Origin of the sequence: Lacisediminihabitans sp. (genome assembly GCF_036569425.1) — a bacterium.
Lineage (GTDB): Bacteria > Actinomycetota > Actinomycetes > Actinomycetales > Microbacteriaceae > Lacisediminihabitans.
Genome location: NZ_DATCQQ010000020.1, coordinates 35951 through 54914, shown reverse-complemented (window position 1 = coordinate 54914; position 18964 = coordinate 35951). Strand labels below are relative to the sequence as shown.

General features: G+C 67.7%; 15 protein-coding genes. 1 reads left to right on the top strand and 14 read right to left on the bottom strand.

Annotated features, from left to right (window positions below):
- Nucleotides 1-14: 14 nt before the first annotated feature.
- The 14 genes from VIM54_RS03415 to VIM54_RS03350 all read right to left on the bottom strand — a co-directional run bounded on the left by VIM54_RS03415 (nt 15) and on the right by VIM54_RS03350 (nt 17654).
- Nucleotides 15-1256, bottom strand: coding sequence for an alpha-hydroxy acid oxidase (locus VIM54_RS03415; protein WP_331899187.1), 1242 nt, complete (start codon nt 1254-1256; stop codon nt 15-17).
- A 3-nt stretch (nt 1257-1259) separates the two neighbouring features.
- On the bottom strand, nt 1260-1925 hold the full coding sequence (locus VIM54_RS03410) for a GntR family transcriptional regulator (RefSeq protein WP_331899185.1): 666 nt from the start codon (nt 1923-1925) through the stop codon (nt 1260-1262).
- Nucleotides 1926-2030: 105 nt separating this feature from the next.
- Nucleotides 2031-2177, bottom strand: a complete 147-nt coding sequence (locus VIM54_RS03405) for a hypothetical protein (RefSeq protein ID WP_331899183.1) — start codon at nt 2175-2177, stop codon at nt 2031-2033.
- On the bottom strand, nt 2174-4996 hold the full coding sequence (locus tag VIM54_RS03400; RefSeq protein WP_331899182.1) for a family 78 glycoside hydrolase catalytic domain: 2823 nt from the start codon (nt 4994-4996) through the stop codon (nt 2174-2176). Before VIM54_RS03400 ends, VIM54_RS03405 begins: the two co-directional genes overlap by 4 nt.
- A gap of 249 nt (nt 4997-5245) precedes the next feature.
- Nucleotides 5246-6655, bottom strand: a complete 1410-nt coding sequence (locus VIM54_RS03395; RefSeq protein ID WP_331899181.1) for a rhamnulokinase family protein — start codon at nt 6653-6655, stop codon at nt 5246-5248.
- 145 nt (nt 6656-6800) lie between these two features.
- Nucleotides 6801-8900, bottom strand: a complete 2100-nt coding sequence (locus VIM54_RS03390; RefSeq protein ID WP_331899180.1) for a bifunctional aldolase/short-chain dehydrogenase — start codon at nt 8898-8900, stop codon at nt 6801-6803.
- Between the two features lie 81 nt (nt 8901-8981).
- Nucleotides 8982-9743, bottom strand: a complete 762-nt coding sequence (locus VIM54_RS03385; RefSeq protein ID WP_331899178.1) for an SDR family NAD(P)-dependent oxidoreductase — start codon at nt 9741-9743, stop codon at nt 8982-8984.
- A gap of 34 nt (nt 9744-9777) precedes the next feature.
- Nucleotides 9778-10944 (bottom strand): L-rhamnose isomerase, encoded by a 1167-nt coding sequence (rhaI, locus tag VIM54_RS03380; RefSeq protein ID WP_331899176.1) that lies wholly within the window; start codon nt 10942-10944, stop codon nt 9778-9780.
- A gap of 108 nt (nt 10945-11052) precedes the next feature.
- Complete coding sequence (locus VIM54_RS03375; RefSeq protein WP_331899174.1) at nt 11053-11394, bottom strand: L-rhamnose mutarotase; 342 nt, start codon at nt 11392-11394, stop codon at nt 11053-11055.
- Nucleotides 11391-12860, bottom strand: a complete 1470-nt coding sequence (locus tag VIM54_RS03370; protein ID WP_331899172.1) for an L-fucose/L-arabinose isomerase family protein — start codon at nt 12858-12860, stop codon at nt 11391-11393. Before VIM54_RS03370 ends, VIM54_RS03375 begins: the two co-directional genes overlap by 4 nt.
- Nucleotides 12861-12929: 69 nt before the next feature.
- Nucleotides 12930-13961 (bottom strand): rhamnose ABC transporter substrate-binding protein, encoded by a 1032-nt coding sequence (gene rhaS, locus VIM54_RS03365; RefSeq protein ID WP_331899170.1) that lies wholly within the window; start codon nt 13959-13961, stop codon nt 12930-12932.
- Nucleotides 13962-14045: 84 nt separating this feature from the next.
- Nucleotides 14046-15098, bottom strand: a complete 1053-nt coding sequence (locus tag VIM54_RS03360) for an ABC transporter permease (RefSeq protein WP_331899168.1) — start codon at nt 15096-15098, stop codon at nt 14046-14048.
- Nucleotides 15091-16125, bottom strand: a complete 1035-nt coding sequence (locus VIM54_RS03355; RefSeq protein ID WP_331899166.1) for an ABC transporter permease — start codon at nt 16123-16125, stop codon at nt 15091-15093. Before VIM54_RS03355 ends, VIM54_RS03360 begins: the two co-directional genes overlap by 8 nt.
- Complete coding sequence (locus VIM54_RS03350) at nt 16122-17654, bottom strand: sugar ABC transporter ATP-binding protein (protein WP_414673158.1); 1533 nt, start codon at nt 17652-17654, stop codon at nt 16122-16124. The genes VIM54_RS03355 and VIM54_RS03350 overlap by 4 nt, the downstream gene beginning before the upstream one ends.
- 191 nt (nt 17655-17845) lie before the next feature.
- Here VIM54_RS03350 and VIM54_RS03345 point away from each other — a divergent pair, with 191 nt between their 5' ends.
- Nucleotides 17846-18886, top strand: a complete 1041-nt coding sequence (locus tag VIM54_RS03345; protein ID WP_331899164.1) for a LacI family DNA-binding transcriptional regulator — start codon at nt 17846-17848, stop codon at nt 18884-18886.
- Nucleotides 18887-18964: the final 78 nt, after the last annotated feature.

The window sequence follows — 18964 nt, the reverse complement described above, 5'->3', positions numbered from 1 at the left end:
CGGTCTGACCACCGCTACCGTGCGCGGGGCGTGAGCCTCTCCAGCTGGGTGACGTGCGCCGGGGTGAGTTCCTCGAGCGAGTTCACTCCGAGCAGGCGCATGGTGCGCACGATCTGCTCGCCGAGAATCTCGATCGCCCGGTCTACGCCCTCTCGACCGCCGGCCATCAGGCCGTACAGGTAGGCGCGGCCGACCATCGTGAACTTGGCGCCGAGCGCCACGGCGGCAACGATGTCGGCGCCGCTCATGATGCCGGTGTCGAGGTGGATCTCGGTGTCCATGCCCACCTCGCGGGCGACCTCCGGCAGGAGGTGGAACGGGATGGGCGCCCGGTCGAGCTGGCGCCCGCCGTGGTTGGAGAGCGTGATGCCGTCCACGCCCATGCTCGCGAGACGCTTGGCGTCCTCGAGGTTCTGCACGCCCTTGACCACGAGCTTTCCCGGCCACTGGTCCTTGATCCAGGCGAGGTCCTCGAAGGTGACCGTGGGGTCGAACATGGTGTCGAGCAGCTCGCCGACGGTGCCGCTCCAGCGGTCGAGGGAGGCGAAGGCGAGCGGCTCGGTGGTGAGGAAGTTGATCCACCACTCGGGGCGCGGGAGGGCGTTGACCACGGTTCCGAGCGTGAGCTGCGGCGGGATGGAGAAGCCGTTGCGCTTGTCGCGCAGGCGCGCCCCGGCGACCGGCACATCCACCGTCACGAGCAGGGTGTCGAAGCCGGCGGCAGCGGCGCGGTCCACGAGGGCCATCGAGCGCTCGCGGTCCTTCCACATGTAGAGCTGGAACCAGTTGCGGCCGTTCGGATTCGTCGCCTTCACGTCTTCGATCGCGGTCGTGCCCATCGTCGAGAGCGCGAACGGGATGCCGGCCGCCGCCGCCGCCCCGGCGCCGGCGATCTCGCCCTCGCTCTGCATCATGCGGGTGAAGCCCGTCGGGGCGATGCCGAACGGGAAGGCCGTCGGGCCGCCGAGCACGGTCGACGAGGTGTCGACGACGGACACGTCGCGCAGGATGCCGGGGTTGAACTGGATGTCCTCGAACGCCTGGCGGGCGCGGGCGAGCGAGATCTCCGCCTCGGCGGCCCCCTCGGTGTAGTCGAACGCGGCCTTCGGGGTGCGGCGCTTGGCGATCGTGCGCAGGTCGTGGATGGTGAGGGCGTTCTTCAGGCGGCGCTTCTTCGCGTTGAGCTCCGGCGTCTTGAAATGCATGAGCGGCGCGAGGTCGCGCGGGCGGGGGAATCGTCGTTGCAGGGAAGACATGGATCAGCTTTCGTTGTGGTCGTCGTCGAATTTGCGCAGCAGACGGTCCCGTGCGTTGAAGATGTGCTCCCGGGTGAGCCGGCCGGCGAGGGCGATGTCGCCCACGGCGACGGCGTCGAGGATACCCTGGTGCTGCTCCGCGACATCCGAAGGCCTGATCAGCTGATGGGCCTGCACCTGCCCGATGCACAGCTCGATCTCGCCCATGATGAGCGAGTGCAGGCGGCTGAGTCGGGGGCTCTGCTGGGCGACGACGAGGGCGCGATGGAAGTCGATGTCGGTTCGGGCAAGAGCGGCGCGGTCGTCGTTCGCGGCGTGCTCCTGGAGTTGCCGTTGCAGCGCGAGGGCCGTGGACGGCACGGTGCCGGCCATCGCGAGGTTGTGCAGCGCCGCCTCCTCGATGAGCGCGCGGTTCGCGTAGAGGTCGACGATGTCGTCCCGGTCGAGTTCCGGCACGCGTGCGGCGTGGTGGGCCTGGCGGGTGAGGAGGCCCTCGCTCACGAGTCGCTCGAGCGCCGCCTTCGCGGTGGGGCGGGCGACCCCGTACTGCAGGGCGATGGCGGTCTCGGTCATGAGGGACCCCGGCGCTGCCGAGCCCGTGACGATGCTCTCCCGGAGCGCCTCGTAGACGGCCTCGGGGAGGGACGTGGTCTTCAGCGACACTGACATTGTTATACAAGTATACGAGCCCGGTGCGATTGCGCAAGCCTGCCTGCTATCCCATTCCCTCCCCGCTCAATCGTCATGTCACACCAAGGGTTGAACACGCCCAAATCAAGAGGCGTCGATCAGGGTCACGCCCGCCTCGATCGCTGCGTGCGCGGTGTCCACGGCGGCGGACTCGCCCACCGCGGTGAACGCGAACGGCGCCGTGCCGTGGCCGATCGGGACGACGGCGCCGTGGCCGATGCGCGCGCTCATGGGGCGTTTCGGCGGGAGTCGCTCAGTTCTTTCAGCCCGGCCTCGATGTTGTTCCGGACGAACGGCGGCAGCGGGAACATGGCCTCGCCGAGGGCGCGGCCCGGCGTCCACTGGGTGTGGTGCCGGAACACGCGCGCGGCCTCCTCGTCGTGGGCGGCGATCGTGGTCCAGATCGCGGCGTAGGCCTCCGGGTCGTCGATCACCTCGGACAGCGGGGTCTCGAGCGACACCTCGCCCCGCGCCGGAGCCTCTGCGTCCGCCTGCACCGACCAGCGGTGGCTACCCGATCCGACCCGCACGAACTCGCGCGCCCCCGGCAGCCAGACCTCGGCTGTCGTGTTGGGCGGGATCACCGCGTCGACCTCGATCGTGCCGTGGTCGGTGCGCGCCCAGCCCGTGCTCGCGAGACCGTATGGCGTCTCGTGCGAGGTGCGGGCGAAGTCGAACTCCGGCAGCGGCCGGGGGGCGACGAGGATGTTGCGATAGCCGGGGCTCGCCGGGGCGAGGCCAGCGAGCGACCGGTGCATCCAGTCGGCAATGGCGCCGAGAGCGTAGTGGTTGAAGCTCGTCATCTCGCCGGGATTGATCGACCCGTCCTCGAGCATGCTGTCCCAGCGCTCCCAGACGGTGGTCGCGCCCATGGTCACCGGGTACAGCCAGGACGGATTCTCCGTCTGGGTGAGCAGGCGGCCGGCGACCTCCAGGTGGCCGGTCATGGCGAGAGCCTCGGCGACGAGCGGTGTGCCCACGAAGCCGGTGCCGATGCGGTAGCCGGCCGAGCGAACGAGGAAGGCGAGCCGGTCGCCCATCCGCTGGCGCTCCTCCTCGTTCCGGGTGAGCCCGAACATTATCGCGAGCCCGTAGCCGGTCTGGGTGTCCGAGATCATGCGACCGGACTCGCTCACGTACTCGCGCAGGAAGGCGCGGCGCACGGTCGCCGCGATCGCGGCATAGGTCTCGGCGTCCCGCCCGTTGCCGAGCACCGTGGCGGCGCGCGACACGATCTCCACGGAGCGGAAGAGGTACGCGCTCGCGACGATGTCCGGATCGGTCTTGGCGTCGCCCGGGAAGTCGGCCGGGGCATCCGGGTCGAGCCAGTCGCCGAACTGGAACTTGCCCTCCCACAGGTAGCGCTCGCCGGCGATGCCGATGAGGGTGTCCGCCCACGACTTCATGCTCTCGTACTGGTCGTCGAGCACGCCGACATCGCCGAACCGCTCGTAGAGCACCCACGGCACGACGGTCGCCGCGTCGCCCCACGCCGCCGCGGCGCCCGAGCCGCCGCCGAGCACGTTCGGCACGATGAACGGCACGATGCCGCCGCGCGCCCTCTGCTCGAGGGCGAGGTCTTCGAGCCAGCCGGCGAGGAATCCGTCCGCCTCGTAGAGGTAGCTTGCCGTCGGGGCGAACACCTGGATGTCGCCGGTCCAGCCGAGACGTTCGTCGCGCTGCGGGCAGTCGGTGGGCAGGGAGAGGAAGTTGCCGCGCATGCCCCACACCACGTTCTCGTGAAGCCGGTTGACGAGCTCGTGGGAACTCTCGAACCAGCCAGTGCGTTCCATGTCGCTGTGGATGACCACCGCCGTGACATCGGCCGGGTCGAGTTCGCCCGGCAGGTTGTCGATCTCCGCATAGCGGAATCCGTGGAACGTGAATCGCGGTTGCCAGGTCTCCGCGCCGCCCCCGGCCAGCGTGTAGTGGTCGGTCGCCTTCGCCCGGCGCAGCGGACGGATGCCCAACTCGCCGTTCTCCAGCACCTCCGCGTGGCGCAGGGTGATGGTGTGGCCGCGGTCGCCGCGCACGGTCACCCGGAGCCAGCCGACGAGATTCTGGCCGAAGTCGAGGATGGTTCGGCCGCTCGGCGAGGTGATGACCTCCTGTACGCCGATCTCCTCGATGGCCCGCACGGCGGGAGAGGAGCGCGGAGTGGGGGCGGGGAACGTGCCGTCGACGCGAACGGGGGTCCACGCCGAGGCATCGAAGCCGGTGGTCGACCAGCCGTCGATTGCGCGCGTCGCATCGAAGGTCTCGCCGTCGTAGATGCTGCTCGCGGTGATGGGGCCGTCCCCGGTCCCCACCCAGCTCTCGTCGCTCAGCACCGTCTTCGTGCTGCCGTCCGCGTAGACGATCTCGAGCTGGAGGGCAACGGCCGGGTCGCTTCCGTAGAACGGGGCAGCCGAGTCCGCGAATCCGAAGATCTCGGTGTACCAGCCGCCGGCCAGCGTGACGCCGATGGTGTTGTTCCCCTCGGCGAGGAGGGACGTGACATCCGTCGTCTCGTGGGTGAGGCGGAACTGGTAGGCGGTCCAGCCGGGCTTGAGGATCTGGTCGTCCACCTCGGTGCCGTTGACCTCGACCTGGTAGACGCCGTGCGCCGTCGCGTAGAGCGTGGCCCGCGAGATGGGCCCGGATGCGGTGAACTCGGTGCGCAGGAGAGCCGGCTGTGCCACGGTGGCCGGGCTGTTGAGCCCGATCATCCAACCCACCCAGGTGCCGGGGGCGAGGAATCCGCCCGTCAGCTCGAGGGGCTCACTCCAGTCGGAGGCCGACCCGTCGACGCCGGTTACACGGACTCTCACCGCGCGGGTCTCGCCGGGGGCGAGGGGAGCGAACGGCCATTCGACGAGCGCCGAGTCCCTGGACTCCAACCGGTTGGTCCTGTCGCCGTCGGTGAGCTCGGCGACGGCCTGCAGCCAGCCGTCGATCGGCGTCTCGGTCTTCCAGCTCAGCCGGGGCGTCGGCGTCGCGACAAACCCGGTGTCGCCACGGTACTCCGCGCGGAGGCTGGACACTCGGACGGTCGACGAGGTGGAAGCCACTGGCTCTCCTTCGAGTCGGGACGTGATCTGGGTCCATGAAACGATTCAAGTATAGCGAGCATCCGAGGCCCGCCACAACGCACACGGCAAATGACCGGCCGGTCAGCTGTATTCGGGAGGCACGGGAGGTCGACATCCGAATCCGCCCGCTTGGTGCCGCGGGCGACGGGCCCCGTGATGATCACCGCGAGATTCTCGGGCACGGTCGCCGCGTGGGCGAGGAGGACTCGACGGCGGTGTCGTGGTGCCTCACCGCGAATTCCCCGGCAGGTAGCGCCGCACCGCGGTGCTCGCGGCGACGAGCGCGCGCAGCGACTCGATGCTCCCCGTGACGAGGCCGAGCGTGCGGGCCTGGACGAGCACGTTGCCGATGGCGGTGGCCTCGGTCGGGCCGGCGAGCACCGGGAGCGCGCAGCGGTCGGCGGTCAGCTGGCAGAGCAGCTCGTTCTGAGATCCGCCCCCCACGAGATGAACGACGGTCACGGGTATTCCCGAGAGCTCGCTCGCGAGCCGCACCGTGCGCGCGAAGGTCGCGGCGAGGCTCTCGACGATGCTCCGCACGTACTCCGCCCTGCTCTGCGGCAGCGGCAGCCCATTCTCTCGGCAGTAGTCGGCGATGCGGGCCGGGATGTCGCCCGGCGCGAGGAAGCGGGGGTCGTCGGCGTCGAAGACCGAGACCTCCTTCGTCACCGCCGTGGCCGCCGCCAGAAGGCCGGCGAGGTCATCCGTCTGCCAGGTGCGCAGCGACTCGCTCAGCAGCCAGGTGCCCATGACGTTGTGCAGAAAGCGCACCCGGCCATCCACCCCGCCCTCGTTCGTGAAGTTGGCGAGGCGGGCGGCCTCGGTGACGATCGGCGCGTCGAGCTCGACTCCGACGAGGCCCCAGGTGCCGCAGCTGATGTAGGCGAAGTCGCTGTCGACCGCCGGCACGGCGAGAACGGCCGAGGCCGTGTCGTGAGAGCCGACGGCCATCACGACGGTCGAGTCCGGCAGGCCGAGTTTCCGCGCCATGGCGGTCGTGAGGGTGCCGAGGGCGGTACCGGCGTCGATGAGCTCGGGGAAGATGCCGCGAGGCAGGCCGAGCCTGGCGATGAGCGCGTCGTTCCAGCCGCCGCGGAGGTCGAGAAGGCCCGTCGTGGAGGCGTTGGTGCGTTCGGCGGCCGGCCGGCCGGTGAGCCAGAAGGCGATGAGGTCCGGGATGAGAAGCATCGAATCCGCCTCGGCGAGGGTGCCGTCCGCCAGGTCGGTGGCGAGCTGGAACAGCGTGTTGAATGGCAGGTGCTGCAGGCCGTTCGCCGCGTACAGTTCGGCCGGCGTCACGGCCGAGAGCACGGCGTCGACGCCGCGGAAGTTGCGCTCGTCGCGATAGTGGTGCGGGGCGCCGAGCATCCGTCCCTTGCGCAGGAGGGCGTAGTCAACGGCCCACGCGTCGACGCCGATGCTGCGAAGCCCCGGCTCCTGGCTTCCGGCGATGGCGAGCCCGGTGCGAACGTCGGAGAACAGCCGATCGATAGGCCAGTGGATGCCGTCCGCACCGGTCACTGGCCCGTTGGGAAACCGTGCGACCGACTCCAGGCGCAACTCGTTCGGCCCGACGTAGCCGAGCATCACGCGCCCGCTCGTCGCGCCGAGGTCGACCGCGGCCACCGCCTCCGTCATCGCCCGCCCCCGAATCCTCTTCCGAATCCTTTTCCGAAATCCATGCATTTCTCGGTCAGGCTCGGCGTGTCTGTGTCAACACGCCGCTGGTCTATCACGATCGCATGGATTTCGGAAGGGTCGAGAGAGTGGGAGCCGCGCCCGGTCATCGGAGGAAGGCCGCGGCGACACCCGCGTCGACCGGGATGTGCAGGCCGGTCGTGTGGCTGAGGTCGCTGGTGCAAAGCACGAAGACCGCGTTGGCCACGTTTTCGGGCAGCACCTCGCGCTTGAGCAGGGTGCGCTGGGCATAGTACTTGCCGAGTTCCTCCTCCGGCACGCCGTAGACGGCGGCGCGCTTGGCGCCCCAGCCGCCGGCGAAGATGCCGGAGCCGCGCACGACGCCGTCGGGGTTGATGCCGTTGACCTTCACACCGTGCTCGCCGAGCTCCGCGGCGAGCAGTCGCACCTGGTGAGCCTGGTCCGCCTTGGTGGCCGAGTATGCGATGTTGTTCGGGCCGGCGAAGACCGAGTTCTTGCTCGAGATGTAGACGATGTCGCCGCCGAGCTTCTGGTCGATCAAGACGCGAGCGGCGGCCCGGGAGACGAGGAACGACCCCTTCGCCATCACGTTGTGCTGCAGGTCCCAGTCCGCGACGGTGGTCTCGAGCAGCGACTTCGACAGCGACAGGCCGGCGTTGTTGACCACGAGGTCGAGCCCGCCGAACGCGAGCACGGTGGCGTCGACGGCGGCCTGCACCTGGTCCTCGTCTGTGACGTTGGCCTGCACGCCGATCGCGACATCCGTCGTGCCGATCTCGGCCGCGGCGGCCTGCGCCTTCTCGAGGTCGAGGTCGGCGATCACGACGCAGGCGCCCTCGGCGGCGAGACGGGTGGCGATGGCTTTGCCGATGCCGGATGCCGCGCCGGTGACCAGGGCGACGCGGGTGGCGAGGGGCTTGGGCTTCGGCATCCGCTGCAGCTTGGCCTCCTCGAGCGCCCAGTACTCGATGCGGAACTTCTCCGCTTCGTCGATGGGCGCATAGGTGGAGATCGCCTCGGCACCGCGCATCACGTTGATGGCATTGATGTAGAACTCGCTCGCCACCCGGGCGGTCTGCTTGTTCGCGCCGTAGCTGAACATGCCGATGCCGGGAACGAGCACGATGAGCGGGTCGGCGCCCCTCATTTTCGGGACCCCGGTTCCACCCTCGCTCGCAGGCTCGCTCGGCGCTGGCGTCGCGGAATCGCTGGCGCGATTCGCTGAGCTCCAGCGGTCGTAGTACGCCTGGTAGTCGGCGCGGTACTCGTCGTGAAGCTCGTGCAGGCGCGCGAGCTGTTCCTCGAGGGACGCGGTCGGCGGCAGGTCGAGCAGCATCGGCTTCACCTTGGTGCGCAGGAAGTGGTCCGGGCAGCTCGTGCCGAGCGCGGCGAGGCGGGGGTGCTCTGAGGACTGCAGGAAGTCGAGAACGACCTCGGCATCCGTGAAGTGGCCGACCTGGGCGCGGTCGGTGGAGGCGAGGCCGCGCAGGGTCGGGGCGAGGGCGGCGGCCCGGGCGGCCCGGGATTCCGGGCTCAACGGGGTGTACCCGTCCAAGACGGTTCCGAACGGAGTGGCTCGCCCGTTCGCGGCGATGAACTTCTCCGCGGTCTCGATGATCCAGAGCGAGTTGGCCTCCGCCTCGTCGCTCGTGTCGCCCCAGGCGGTGATGCCGTGGCCGCCGAGGATGCAGCCGATCGCGTTCGGGTTGGCGGCCTTGATCGCCGCGATGTCCTCCCCGAGCTGCCAGCCCGGCCGGCGCCAGGGAACCCAGACCACCTTCTCGCCGAACGCCTTCGCGGTGAGCGCCTCCCCGTCCGCGGCCGTGGCGAACGCGATGCCGGAGTCGGGATGCAGGTGGTCGACGTGCGCGGCATCCACGAGCCCGTGCATGGCCGTGTCGATCGACGGCGCCGCGCCCCCCTTGCCGTGCAGGGTGTAGTCGAACGCCGCGACCATCTCGTCCTCGCGGTCCACGCCGGGGTAGACGGCGGAGAGGGCGCGCAGCCGGTCGAGGCGCAGCACCGCGAGACCGGACTCGGTGAGGGTGCCGAGGTCGCCCCCGGAGCCCTTCACCCAGAGCAGTTCGACCGGCTCGCCCGTGACCGGGTCGGTCCCGAAGCCCTTCGCGGAGGTGTTGCCGCCCGCGTAGTTGGTGACGCGCGGGTCGGAGCCGAGGCGGTTGCTTCTGGCCACGAGCTCCGCGGCGGTGGGGTTGACGGGCATTGCTACTCCTCAGGCGGCGGGCCGCCTCGATCTGTGGGGTGGTCAGTTGTCAGTGGGCTGGTCGATCGCCGGGAGGCGAGCTCACCAGATGGTGTAGCCACCGTCGATCACGAGGATCGAGCCGGTCATGAACGCCGACGCGTCGCTCGCCAGGAAGACCACAGACGGGGCGATCTCCTCGGGCTGGGCGAAGCGTTTCTGGGGAGCGTCCTGCACCCAGTAGCGCAGGTAGTCCTCGCGGTGCACCGGGGTCATCTCGGTCTCGACGTAGCCGGGGGCGACGGCGTTGACGCGGATGTTGCGGGGCGCCCACTCCTGGGCGAGCGACTTGGTGAGATGGTGCACGGCGGCCTTCGACGCGTTGTAGGCCGGCTGGTTCTGCGGACGGTTGACGATGAGGCCGGACATCGACCCGATGTTCACGATCGACCCGCCGCCGGTCATGTGCCGGGCGGCCGCCACGCTGCTCTTGAAGACGGCCTTCACGTTGAGGTCGAACACGGTGTCCCACTCGGAGTCCGGCACCTCGTCGGCGTCGCGGTGGAAGCAGGCACCGGCGTTGTTGACCAGGATGTCGAGTCCGCCGAGCGCGTCGGCCGCCTCGTCGATCGCCCGGTGCAGCTCGGCATCCGAGGTCAGGTCGGCCTGGATGGCAGTCACGTGGATGCCGGCCGCCTCGAAGTCCTCGAGCGCGACGGCGCTCTGCGCAGAGTCGCGGGCGATGAAGGCGACCTCCGCGCCCGCCTCGGCGATCGCTCGCACGAACGCCTTGCCGAGCCCGCGATTGCCGCCGGTGACGAGGGCCTTGCGCCCGGAGAGGGAGAACAGGTCGAGCACGGTCATGGCGACTCCTCTGGTCTGTCGTGGTTGCCGACCATCATGCTCCCCAGCCGGCCTGCACGCCACCGACCCGGTCGGCGGCGATGGCGGCCTGGTAGCCGGATGCCGCGTAGGCGGCCATCGGGTCGCCGGCGAGCCCGCGGGACTCGCGCCAGGCGGCGAGGTCGCCGCGCACGTCGGTGTAGAAGGCGTCCATGAGGATGCCGTTGGCGCCGAGCACGTCCCCGGCATCCTGCGCCGCCTTCAGCGCGACGCCGTCAACGAGCAGCGCGCGTGCCGTCATCTCCTGCACGTTGAGCACGGAGCGGATCTGGCCGGGGATCTTGTCTTCGACGTTGTGGCACTGGTCGAGCATGAACGCGACGCCGGAGTCCGGTCCGAAGCCACCGCCCCGGATCACCTCGTAGAGGATGCGGAACAGCTGGAACGGGTCGGCCGCCCCGACGATGAGGTCGTCGTCGGCGTAGAAGCGCGAGTTGAAGTCGAACGAGCCGAGCTTGCCGAGACGCAGCAGCTGGGCGACGATGAACTCGATGTTGGTGCCAGGCGCGTGATGGCCGGTGTCGAGGCAGACGAGGGCGCGGTCGCCCAGGGCCGAGACCTGGGCGTAGGAGGTTCCCCAGTCCGGAACGTCGGTGTGGTAGAACGCCGGCTCGAAGAACTTGTATTCGAGCACGAGCCGCTGGCTCTCGCCGATGCGGGCGTAGATCTTCGTGAGGGAGTCGGCGAGGCGATCCTGGCGCCCGCGGATGTCGCCCTGGCCCGGGTAGTTCGTGCCGTCCGCGAGCCAGATCTTGAGGTCCCGCGAGCCGGTCGCGTGCATGATGTCGATGCACTCGAAGTGGTGGTCGATGGCCTTCTGGCGCACGGTCGGGTCGACGTGGGTGAGACTGCCGAACTTGTAGTCGTCGTCCTGGAACGTGTTGCTGTTGATGGTGCCGAGGGCGACGCCGTGGTCGCCCGCGAAGGCACCGAGGGCGGTGTAGTCGTCGACCTTGTCCCACGGGATGTGCAGCGCGACGGTCGGCGACAGGGCCGTGTACTTGTTCACCTGGGCGGCATCCGCGATCTTCTCCTGCGGAGTGCGCGGGGTGCCGGGCGTACCGAACACCTTGAATCGGGTGCCCGAGTTGCCGAACGCCCACGACGGGAGTTCGATGGCCTGCTGGGCGAGCAACGCGGTGATGTCGGTGAATTGCGCCATTGGAATTCTTGTGTCCCTTATTGAGTGTCGATTAGTGAGTGTCGATAGAACATTGAAACGATTCAGTGAATCGTTTCAGGTCCACCATACGGGGTAGAGGGCGAATTGTCACGACCGGGTCCGAGCGAGCTGGTCGTCGAGGTTGAATGCCTCGTCGAGCAAGGAGAACGCCTGATCCGCCGGCACGTCGAGGTCGACGAAGTGCTCGGCCATCGCCGCCTGCCAGCGGGCGTTTACCGGGTGGGCCGCCATGCCATCGAGGTTCGCCTGGAGGTCTTCGGTTTCGAAGTAGCCGATCACGAGACCATCTGGCGAGAGGAAGATCGAGTAGTCGTGCCATCCGGTGTCCCGCAGGGCCTCGAGCATCTCGGGCCACACGGCGGCATGGGCTTCGCGATAGGCCTCGACGTGGCCGGGCTTCACCTGCAGCTGAAAGCACACACGCCTCATGAGCGCCACCGCGGCAGCGTCGCCATGTCCACATGCCGGTGCTCGATGCCGAGAAGCGAGGCGGCAGCGCGGATGTCGCCGGCGCGATGCCCGACGCAGAGGGCCCAGTGGTGGCCGATGCCGGTCTGCGACCACTCGTCCACCCACTCCCCGGGATCGCCGCCAAAGTCGACGCGGGAGGTCGTGTTTCCGATCGCCAGCACGGGGCCAGGCACGACGGTGCCCTCGCTGGTGATGAAGGTGAAGCTGCCGTCGCGGTCCTGGCCGATGCCGAAGGTCGTGACCGGACCCTGTTTCACGTCGAATTCGACGGAGACGCCGTATCCCCGTTTGCCGTGGTAGACACCAAGCCCGCGAAGAAGCGGATCACGTTCGGAGATAGCGAGGTGTGCAGGCCCGTCATGGCCCATCTCCACCACGTTGTCGAAGAAGTTGAGGGCCTGGATCTCGGTGAACGAGCCGCCGGCCCCGATGGTGTGCGCGGCCAACATCGCAAGGCTCGTTCGCAACTCGTATTCCCCGACGAAGGGGATGCCGCGGGCCGTCAGCAGCGAGGCGCCGAGGATCATCCCCGCGCCGAGCCGCTCGTGTTGTTCGCCCTGGAGCCCACGGTGGTAGTAGGCGGCGGAGTCGAGGTCGAAGTCCTCGACCAGGCGGTCGAGACCGACCGACACCTTCGCGCCCCAGGCGAAGTCCTCGTCCTTGACCGAAGGGTCGAGCGTGAAGAGTGACTTCGCGAGCTCCATGCGCTCCCGCACCTGGTCATCCGTGACTTCGGCGACGCGCACCCGCAGGTCGTCGAATTCGAGCACCTCCACGTGGGAACCGAACTGGGTGGAGACGAGAGTCAGGTCGGTGGAGACGTCGAGCATGCCGGGGTAGAGGTGGCCCATCAGGCCGTGGCGGGCGTTGCGCAGCGTGGCGCGAACTCCTGCGGCATGTACCCACTGGTCGATGCGCGCCCACGCGGACTCCTGCTTGAGGTCGCCGGACACGGAGCGGAACGGGATGCCGGCGCGGCGGAAGACATTCGCCACCTCCGGCACGGGGCACTGGCCGCAATACGCGAGCCACTTGCCGGTGTCGAAGTTCGCGTGGTCCATTGCCTCGGTGGGCTGGAGGTCGATCACGAGCACCGGTGTCTTCGAGCGCTGGGCGATCGGCAGAACCATCGATGACGTGAGGTAGGTGGTGAGAAAGATGACGATGAGGTCGCAGTCGGCGACGCGCAGCTTCTCGGCGGCGATGTTCGCCTCTGGGGCGTCCGAGATGAACCCCACGTCGATGACTTCTGCATCGAGAGCATTGAACCGCGACGTCACATAGGCCGAGGACGCTCGCAACTGGGGGAGGAGATCCGGAAACTGCGGCCAGTAGGCGGCGAGACCGCCGGCCACGAGGCCGATCCGGGTCTGGCGGCGCGTCTTCGGCGTGAGAACGTCAGCGCCGGCGAGGGGGGAATTCATCTGGTCTCCGCAAAAAAGGGAAGGGATGCTCTCCCGGGCCGGGCGGCCCGGCCCGGGAGAGCGGAGGGTTTAGAAGTTGTACTGGTCGATGTTCTTAGCGTCGAACTCGGTCGGCGGGCCGACGATGACGGTGTTGTCTGCACCGACCTTCAGGGTGCCGAGGTCACCGGCCTCGAAGGAGTCGCCTTCCTTGCCCGTGATCGTTCCGGCGACCAGAGCCTTTGCGGCATAGACCGCGGCGGTGCCGATCTTTGCCGGGTCCCAGAGCGCGAACGCCTTGACGGTGCCGTCTTTGACGTACTGGCGCATTTGGTTCGGCAGCCCCAGGCCGACCAGGGCGACCTTGCCCTTGTACGCCGAGGTGGAGAGGTAGCGAGCCGTCGCCGCGATGCCGACCGTCGTGGGCGAGATGATGCCCTTGAGGTTCGGGTACGTGGAGAGCAGACCCTGCGCGACCTGGAACGAGGTCGTGTCGTCGTCGTTGCCGTAGACGGTCGCGACGAGGTTGATCTTCGCGTACTTCGGGTTCGACTTGAGTTCGGCCTTCATGAACTCGATCCAGGCGTTCTGGTTCGTCGCGTTGGCGGTGGCGGAGAGGATGGCGATGTCGCCTTCGTAGTTGATCTGCTCGGCGACCTGCTTCACCTCGATCAATCCGACATCCTTCGACACGACCTGGTTGATGAAGAGGCTGCGGCAGTTCTTGGCGGTGTCGGAGTCGAAGGTGATGATCTTCGCGCCTCCCGCCTTCGCCTGGTTGAGCGCCGAGCAGACCGCGTTCGGGTCGTTGGCGGCGATCGCGATGACGTTGATCTTCTTCTGGGTGAGCGTGTTGATGTAGCTCACCTGCGACGAGGCGCTGGCGGTGTTCGGCCCGACGACGGAGTAGGTAACCCCGTCAACCGCCGCCGCGGCCTTCTTTCCTCCGCCGAGTTCGACGTCGGTGTACGGGTTGTTGAGCTGCTTCGGCACGAAGGCGATGCTGAAGCCCTTCGCGCTTCCGCCGGATGACGACGGCGCGCCTCCGGATGCACAGCCGGCGAGAGCCATGGCGGCTGCGGTGGTGATGGCGGAGACCGCCAGGATGCGGCGGACGGCCACGGATCGACCCTCTGCAAGATGAAACAACTTCACTGTTCTTCCTTTCCTAGTGGACTCGTCGCCGGGTGCTCGGCGCCGAATTATCTACGCAGCTGCTGCGTCGTGTAATGGAGCGCGGTTCCTGCGCTTTTCTCTCGAGTGTCGGAGGCCGGTCGTGACGCTTGGTGCGATGACCGAGAGCACGAGAAGCGAGCCGGTGACGATGGTGAGCACGGTGTCGGGAAGGCCGGCGAGCTGCAGGGAGTAGTTGACGGTGCGGATGATGAGAACGCCCGCGACAACACCGACGATGCCGCCCGATCCGCCGAAGATCGAGACGCCGCCGAGCAGAACGGCAGCGACGACGCTGAGTTCGAGGCCGGTCACACTGTCGCTCTGTGCACTCGAGTAGCGCAGCACCCAGAAGATACCCGCGAACGCCGAGATGCCGCCGCTCGCGACATAGAGCCAGAACTTGGAGCTGTTCACCCGGATGCCGACGAAGCGCGCGGCCTCCTTGCTGAACCCGAGCGCGAACAGGGCGCGGCCGAACGGGGTGAAATGCAGCAGAACGCCGAAGGCGATGACGACGATCGCGACGAAGATCATGAAGGTCGGGATACCGGTGGCCCCGATTGTCGACGTGGCGAAGGTCGTGAGATCGATGGGAAAGTCGGCCACCGCATTGTCGCCGATGACGACGAGCGCGAGCCCGCGGAAGAGGGCGAGCGTGCCGATTGTGACCGCGAGCGATGGTAGGCCGATCATCGTGATCAGGATGCCGTTGAAGGCCCCGCAGAGCAGCCCGACGAAAATGCAGGCGACGAACACCCACCAGATGTTCCAGTGCGCGTCATGGAACAGCACGCCCATCACGGCGGCGGAGAGCCCGGCCGTGCTCGCGACAGAGAGGTCGATCTCGCCGGAGATGATGATGAGAGCCATCGGCATGGCCATGAGAAGGATCGGGATGGCGTCGATGAGCAGGAAGCTCACCGTTGCCACCCCCGCGAAATATGGCACGAGCACGCTCGCGATGACCACGATCAGGAGAAGGGCGTACACGGTGTTGGCGTTGCGGCCAAGCAACAGCCTCCGTGCCGTGCTCCTGGCTTTCACGGGCCGGGCGGTGGCGTTCGTTGTGACGGTCTTAGACATTGCGGGCCTCGCTCACTCGCAGCTTGCGGGCGGTTCGAATAGACAGGATGCGGTCGAGCAGAATCGCCGCGATGATCAGCACACCGACGATGGCCTGTTGCCAGAACTTGCTCACGTTGAGTGCCGCCAGGGCGCCGGTCATGGTGGTCAGAAGCACGGCACCGATCGCGGCGCCGGTGACAGTGCCGCTCCCGCCGAAGATCGCGACGCCGCCGACCACGACGGCCGCCACGATCTGAAGCTCGAATCCGGTGCCGGTGTCGGCACCGACCGAGTTGAAGCGCGAGGCGTAGAGAACGCCGGCGAGGCCGGAGAGGGCGCCGCTGGCGATGAAGGCTCCGACGACGCGGCCATTGACCTTGATGCCGAACAAGCGGGCGGCTTCGGTGTCGGATCCGATTGCGTAGAGGTCACGGCCGGCACGGGCGCCGAACATGAACACGGCGGCGATGAGCACCACGATGAGCGCGGCGATCGCAAACAGCGGAATGCCCCACAGCGTCTGCACCGAGAGGTTGCCGAATGCGGGCGGCTCGTTTCCGATGAAGTACTGCGTGCTGCCGGCCCAGGCGTTGTTGATGCCCCGGAAGATGTACAAGGTGCCGAGCGTGATGACGAGCGATGGCACCCCGGCGATGGTCACCACGAGCCCATTGATCGCCCCGAGCACGGCGCCGAAAGCGATCCCGATGAGGAAGACGAGCGGAATCGGGATGCTCGGGAACGCGTGGAACAGCGATCCGGTGCCGAAGGCCGAGAGCCCGAGAATCGCACCGATCGAGAGGTCGACATTGTTGGTGATCACAACGACGGACAGGCCGACCGCCATGATCACGAAGATGGTCGAGTTGAGCAGAAGGTCTTTGACCCCCTGCGCCGCGAGGAATCGCGGATTGACGGTCGCGGTCACGATGATCAGCACCGCGAGAGCGGCGAACACCGAGAACTCGCGGGAGACGAAGATTCTGCCGATCGCGCGGCCCGCGGCGGGCTTCTCGATCGGAGGGGCGGTCATGGTCTGGGTCATTCCGCACTCTCCGACGTTGCGCTTGCGGCGTGCATTACTGCTTCGGCGGTCGCCTCGTCGCGCGAGAGTCGCGCGGAGATGCGGCCCTCGTGCATCACGAGGATGGTGTCGGCCATTCCGAGCACCTCGGGCAGCTCCGACGAAATCATCAGCACGGCGATACCCTGGACAGCGAGCTCGGAAAGCAGACGATGGACTTCGGCCTTGGTGCCGACATCGATGCCGCGGGTCGGTTCGTCGACGATGAGAAACCGGGGACTCGTCGCGAGCCACTTGGCGATCACGACCTTCTGCTGGTTGCCTCCCGACAGGGTCGCTACCGAGAGGTCTTGCGATCCGGTCTTCACCTGGAGTCGTGCGCTCCACTCCTCGGCGGCCCTGCGCTCGTCCTTCGAGTTGATAAGGCCGAATCGGGCGAGCTTCTTACGCAGCGTCAGCGTGGCGTTGCGAGCCACGGACAGGTCCATCACGAGACCCTGCTTGCGGCGATCCTCGGGAACGAAGCCCATGCCGGCATCGATGGCGGACTGGGGCGAGTGCGCTCGGAGGGCCTTCCCTGACATGTGCACGGTTCCCGAGTCATAGCGGTCGATGCCGAAGATGGCTCGGGCGACCTCGGTGCGACCGGCGCCGACGAGACCGGCAAGGGCGACGATTTCGCCCGCATGTACCTCGAAGCTGATGTCGGAGAAGACCCCGACTCGAGTCAGGCTAGACACCGAGAGCACCGCCTCGCCAATGGTGGCCTCTTGCTTGGGGAAGAGCGTCGCGATGTCACGGCCCACCATCTCCCGAACGAGTCCGTCGACGGTGATGTCGGCGGTGGCATGGGTGGCGATGAACGCACCGTCTCGCATCACGGTGATGCGGTCGCAGAGGTCGAAGACCTCTTCAAAGCGGTGGGAGATGAAGAGGATGCCGGTGCCGCGGTCGCGCAGACTGCGAGACACCGCGAACAGGCGCTCGACCTCGACACCGCTCAGCGCCGCGGTCGGCTCGTCCATGACGAGGATGCGCGCGTCGAGCGAAATCGCCTTCGCGATCTCGATGATCTGCTGATCGGCGATCGAGAGACCCTCGGCAACGCGGTCGGGATCGATGGGCACTCCGAGTCGTGAGAACAGCTCGCGGGCCCGCGCCCTCATCGTGGGACGATCGATGAGCCCTAAGCGCCCCCGTGGCTGTCGACCGATGAAGATGTTCTCGGCCACGGTGAGATCCGGGAAAAGGGTCGGCTCCTGGTAGATGACCGATATGCCGGCTGCCTTGCTGTCTGCCGGGGACTTGAAGGTGACCTCGGCGCCGTCGATGACGAATCGACCGGAGTCTGGCTGGTGCACCCCCGCGAGGATCTTGACCAGGGTCGACTTCCCGGCGCCGTTCTCGCCGACGAGTGCGTGGATCTCGCCGGGAAGGATCTCGATCGTCCCGTTGGTGAGAGCGGCGACTGCCCCGAAGGACTTGGTCGCCGAGGACAGCGACAGCGCGGCGTCGATCGTGGGTGCAGTGCTACTGGGGCTCATCGACATTGACGGCTGATTCTCCGCGTTGAGGTAATTGAATCGTTTTAAAATCCGGAACGAGATGAACTCTACGACGTGGCGCTCCCCGTCGTCAAGTGGGATTGTGAATCGTTCCAAAAAAGTTCCCCGTGAGTGTTAAATGCTGGCATCATTCAATGAGCACGCAGTGGAGCGTTGCGCGAAACCCAAGGATCCCCATGTCAGCCAGTGTCAAAGACGTCGCGGCGCTCGCCGGCGTGTCGGTGGGCACCGTCTCCAACGTGATGAACCGGCCGGAGAAGGTGTCGATCGCGGTGGCCAACCGGGTTCAGGCGGCCATCGATGAGCTCGGGTTCGTGCGTAACGACGCCGCCCGTCAGCTGCGGGCTGGTCGAAGCTCCACCATCGGACTCGTCGTTCTCGACGTGCGCAACCCGTTCTTCACCGATCTCGCACGGGGGGCGGAGGACCGCGCGGCGGTCGACGGATTCTCCGTGATCCTCGGCAACAGCGACGAGAAGGCCGATCGCGAGGCCACCTACCTCGACCTCTTCGAGGTGCAACGCATGCACGGGGTGCTGATTTCGCCCTTCGGCGACATCACCCGCCGGCTGCGGCAACTGCGCGACCGCGGAATCCCGGCCGTGCTTGTCGACCGCACAAGCGCCGATGCCTCGTTCAGTTCGGTCTCGGTCGACGACGTAGCCGGCGGCGCTCTCGCGATAGAGCACCTCCTTTCGATCGGCCGTCGCCGCATCGCGTTCATCGGCGGGCCGATGCAGATCCAGCAGGTGACCGACCGGCTCGAGGGAGCGCGAACCGCGGTCTCGGCGCATCCGGATGCCAGTCTCGAGGTGATTACCCTCGACGCCCTGAGCGTGATTGCGGGCCGCGCCGCCGGCACCGGACTGGTCACGCGCGCACCGGCGCAGCGCCCGGACGCCGTGTTCGCGGCCAACGACCTCGTGGCAATGGGAGTCCTTCAGGCCCTCATGATGCAGGGTGCGGACGTTCGCGTGCCCCACGAGATCGCGCTCATTGGGTACGACGACATCGACTTCGCGAGCGCGGCCGTAGTTCCGCTCTCCTCTATCCGCCAGCCGAGCGCGCTCATCGGGCAGACCGCCGTAGAGATACTGCTCGAGGAGGCCGCCGACCCGACCCTGGTGCCGCGGCAGGTGGTGTTCCAGCCCGAGCTCGTGGTGCGCGAGAGCACTGCGACGAGAACATCCCCCGTGCTCGCAGCGTCAACCGGTTGACGGTGGGCGGGGTCGCCTCCGGGCGAACTCCCGCGGGTCTGCCCGTGAGGCGCTCATCCACCACCCACCGCCCAGCGG

Bases quoted from the DNA above. Each gene is read 5' to 3' on its own strand.
- VIM54_RS03360 (WP_331899168.1), bottom strand. From the start codon at position 15,098: ATGTCTAAGACCGTCACAACGAACGCCACCGCCCGGCCCGTGAAAGCC.
- VIM54_RS03345 (WP_331899164.1), top strand. From the start codon at position 17,846: ATGTCAGCCAGTGTCAAAGACGTCGCGGCGCTCGCCGGCGTGTCGGTG.
- VIM54_RS03395 (WP_331899181.1), bottom strand. From the start codon at position 6,655: ATGACGGAGGCGGTGGCCGCGGTCGACCTCGGCGCGACGAGCGGGCGC.
- VIM54_RS03350 (WP_414673158.1), bottom strand. From the start codon at position 17,654: ATGTCGATGAGCCCCAGTAGCACTGCACCCACGATCGACGCCGCGCTG.
- VIM54_RS03405 (WP_331899183.1), bottom strand. From the start codon at position 2,177: ATGAGCGCGCGCATCGGCCACGGCGCCGTCGTCCCGATCGGCCACGGC.
- rhaI (WP_331899176.1), bottom strand. From the start codon at position 10,944: ATGGCGCAATTCACCGACATCACCGCGTTGCTCGCCCAGCAGGCCATC.
- VIM54_RS03370 (WP_331899172.1), bottom strand. From the start codon at position 12,860: ATGAATTCCCCCCTCGCCGGCGCTGACGTTCTCACGCCGAAGACGCGC.
- VIM54_RS03375 (WP_331899174.1), bottom strand. From the start codon at position 11,394: ATGAGGCGTGTGTGCTTTCAGCTGCAGGTGAAGCCCGGCCACGTCGAG.
- VIM54_RS03355 (WP_331899166.1), bottom strand. From the start codon at position 16,125: ATGACCCAGACCATGACCGCCCCTCCGATCGAGAAGCCCGCCGCGGGC.
- VIM54_RS03410 (WP_331899185.1), bottom strand. From the start codon at position 1,925: ATGTCAGTGTCGCTGAAGACCACGTCCCTCCCCGAGGCCGTCTACGAG.
- VIM54_RS03415 (WP_331899187.1), bottom strand. From the start codon at position 1,256: ATGTCTTCCCTGCAACGACGATTCCCCCGCCCGCGCGACCTCGCGCCG.
- VIM54_RS03390 (WP_331899180.1), bottom strand. From the start codon at position 8,900: ATGCCCGTCAACCCCACCGCCGCGGAGCTCGTGGCCAGAAGCAACCGC.
- VIM54_RS03385 (WP_331899178.1), bottom strand. From the start codon at position 9,743: ATGACCGTGCTCGACCTGTTCTCCCTCTCCGGGCGCAAGGCCCTCGTC.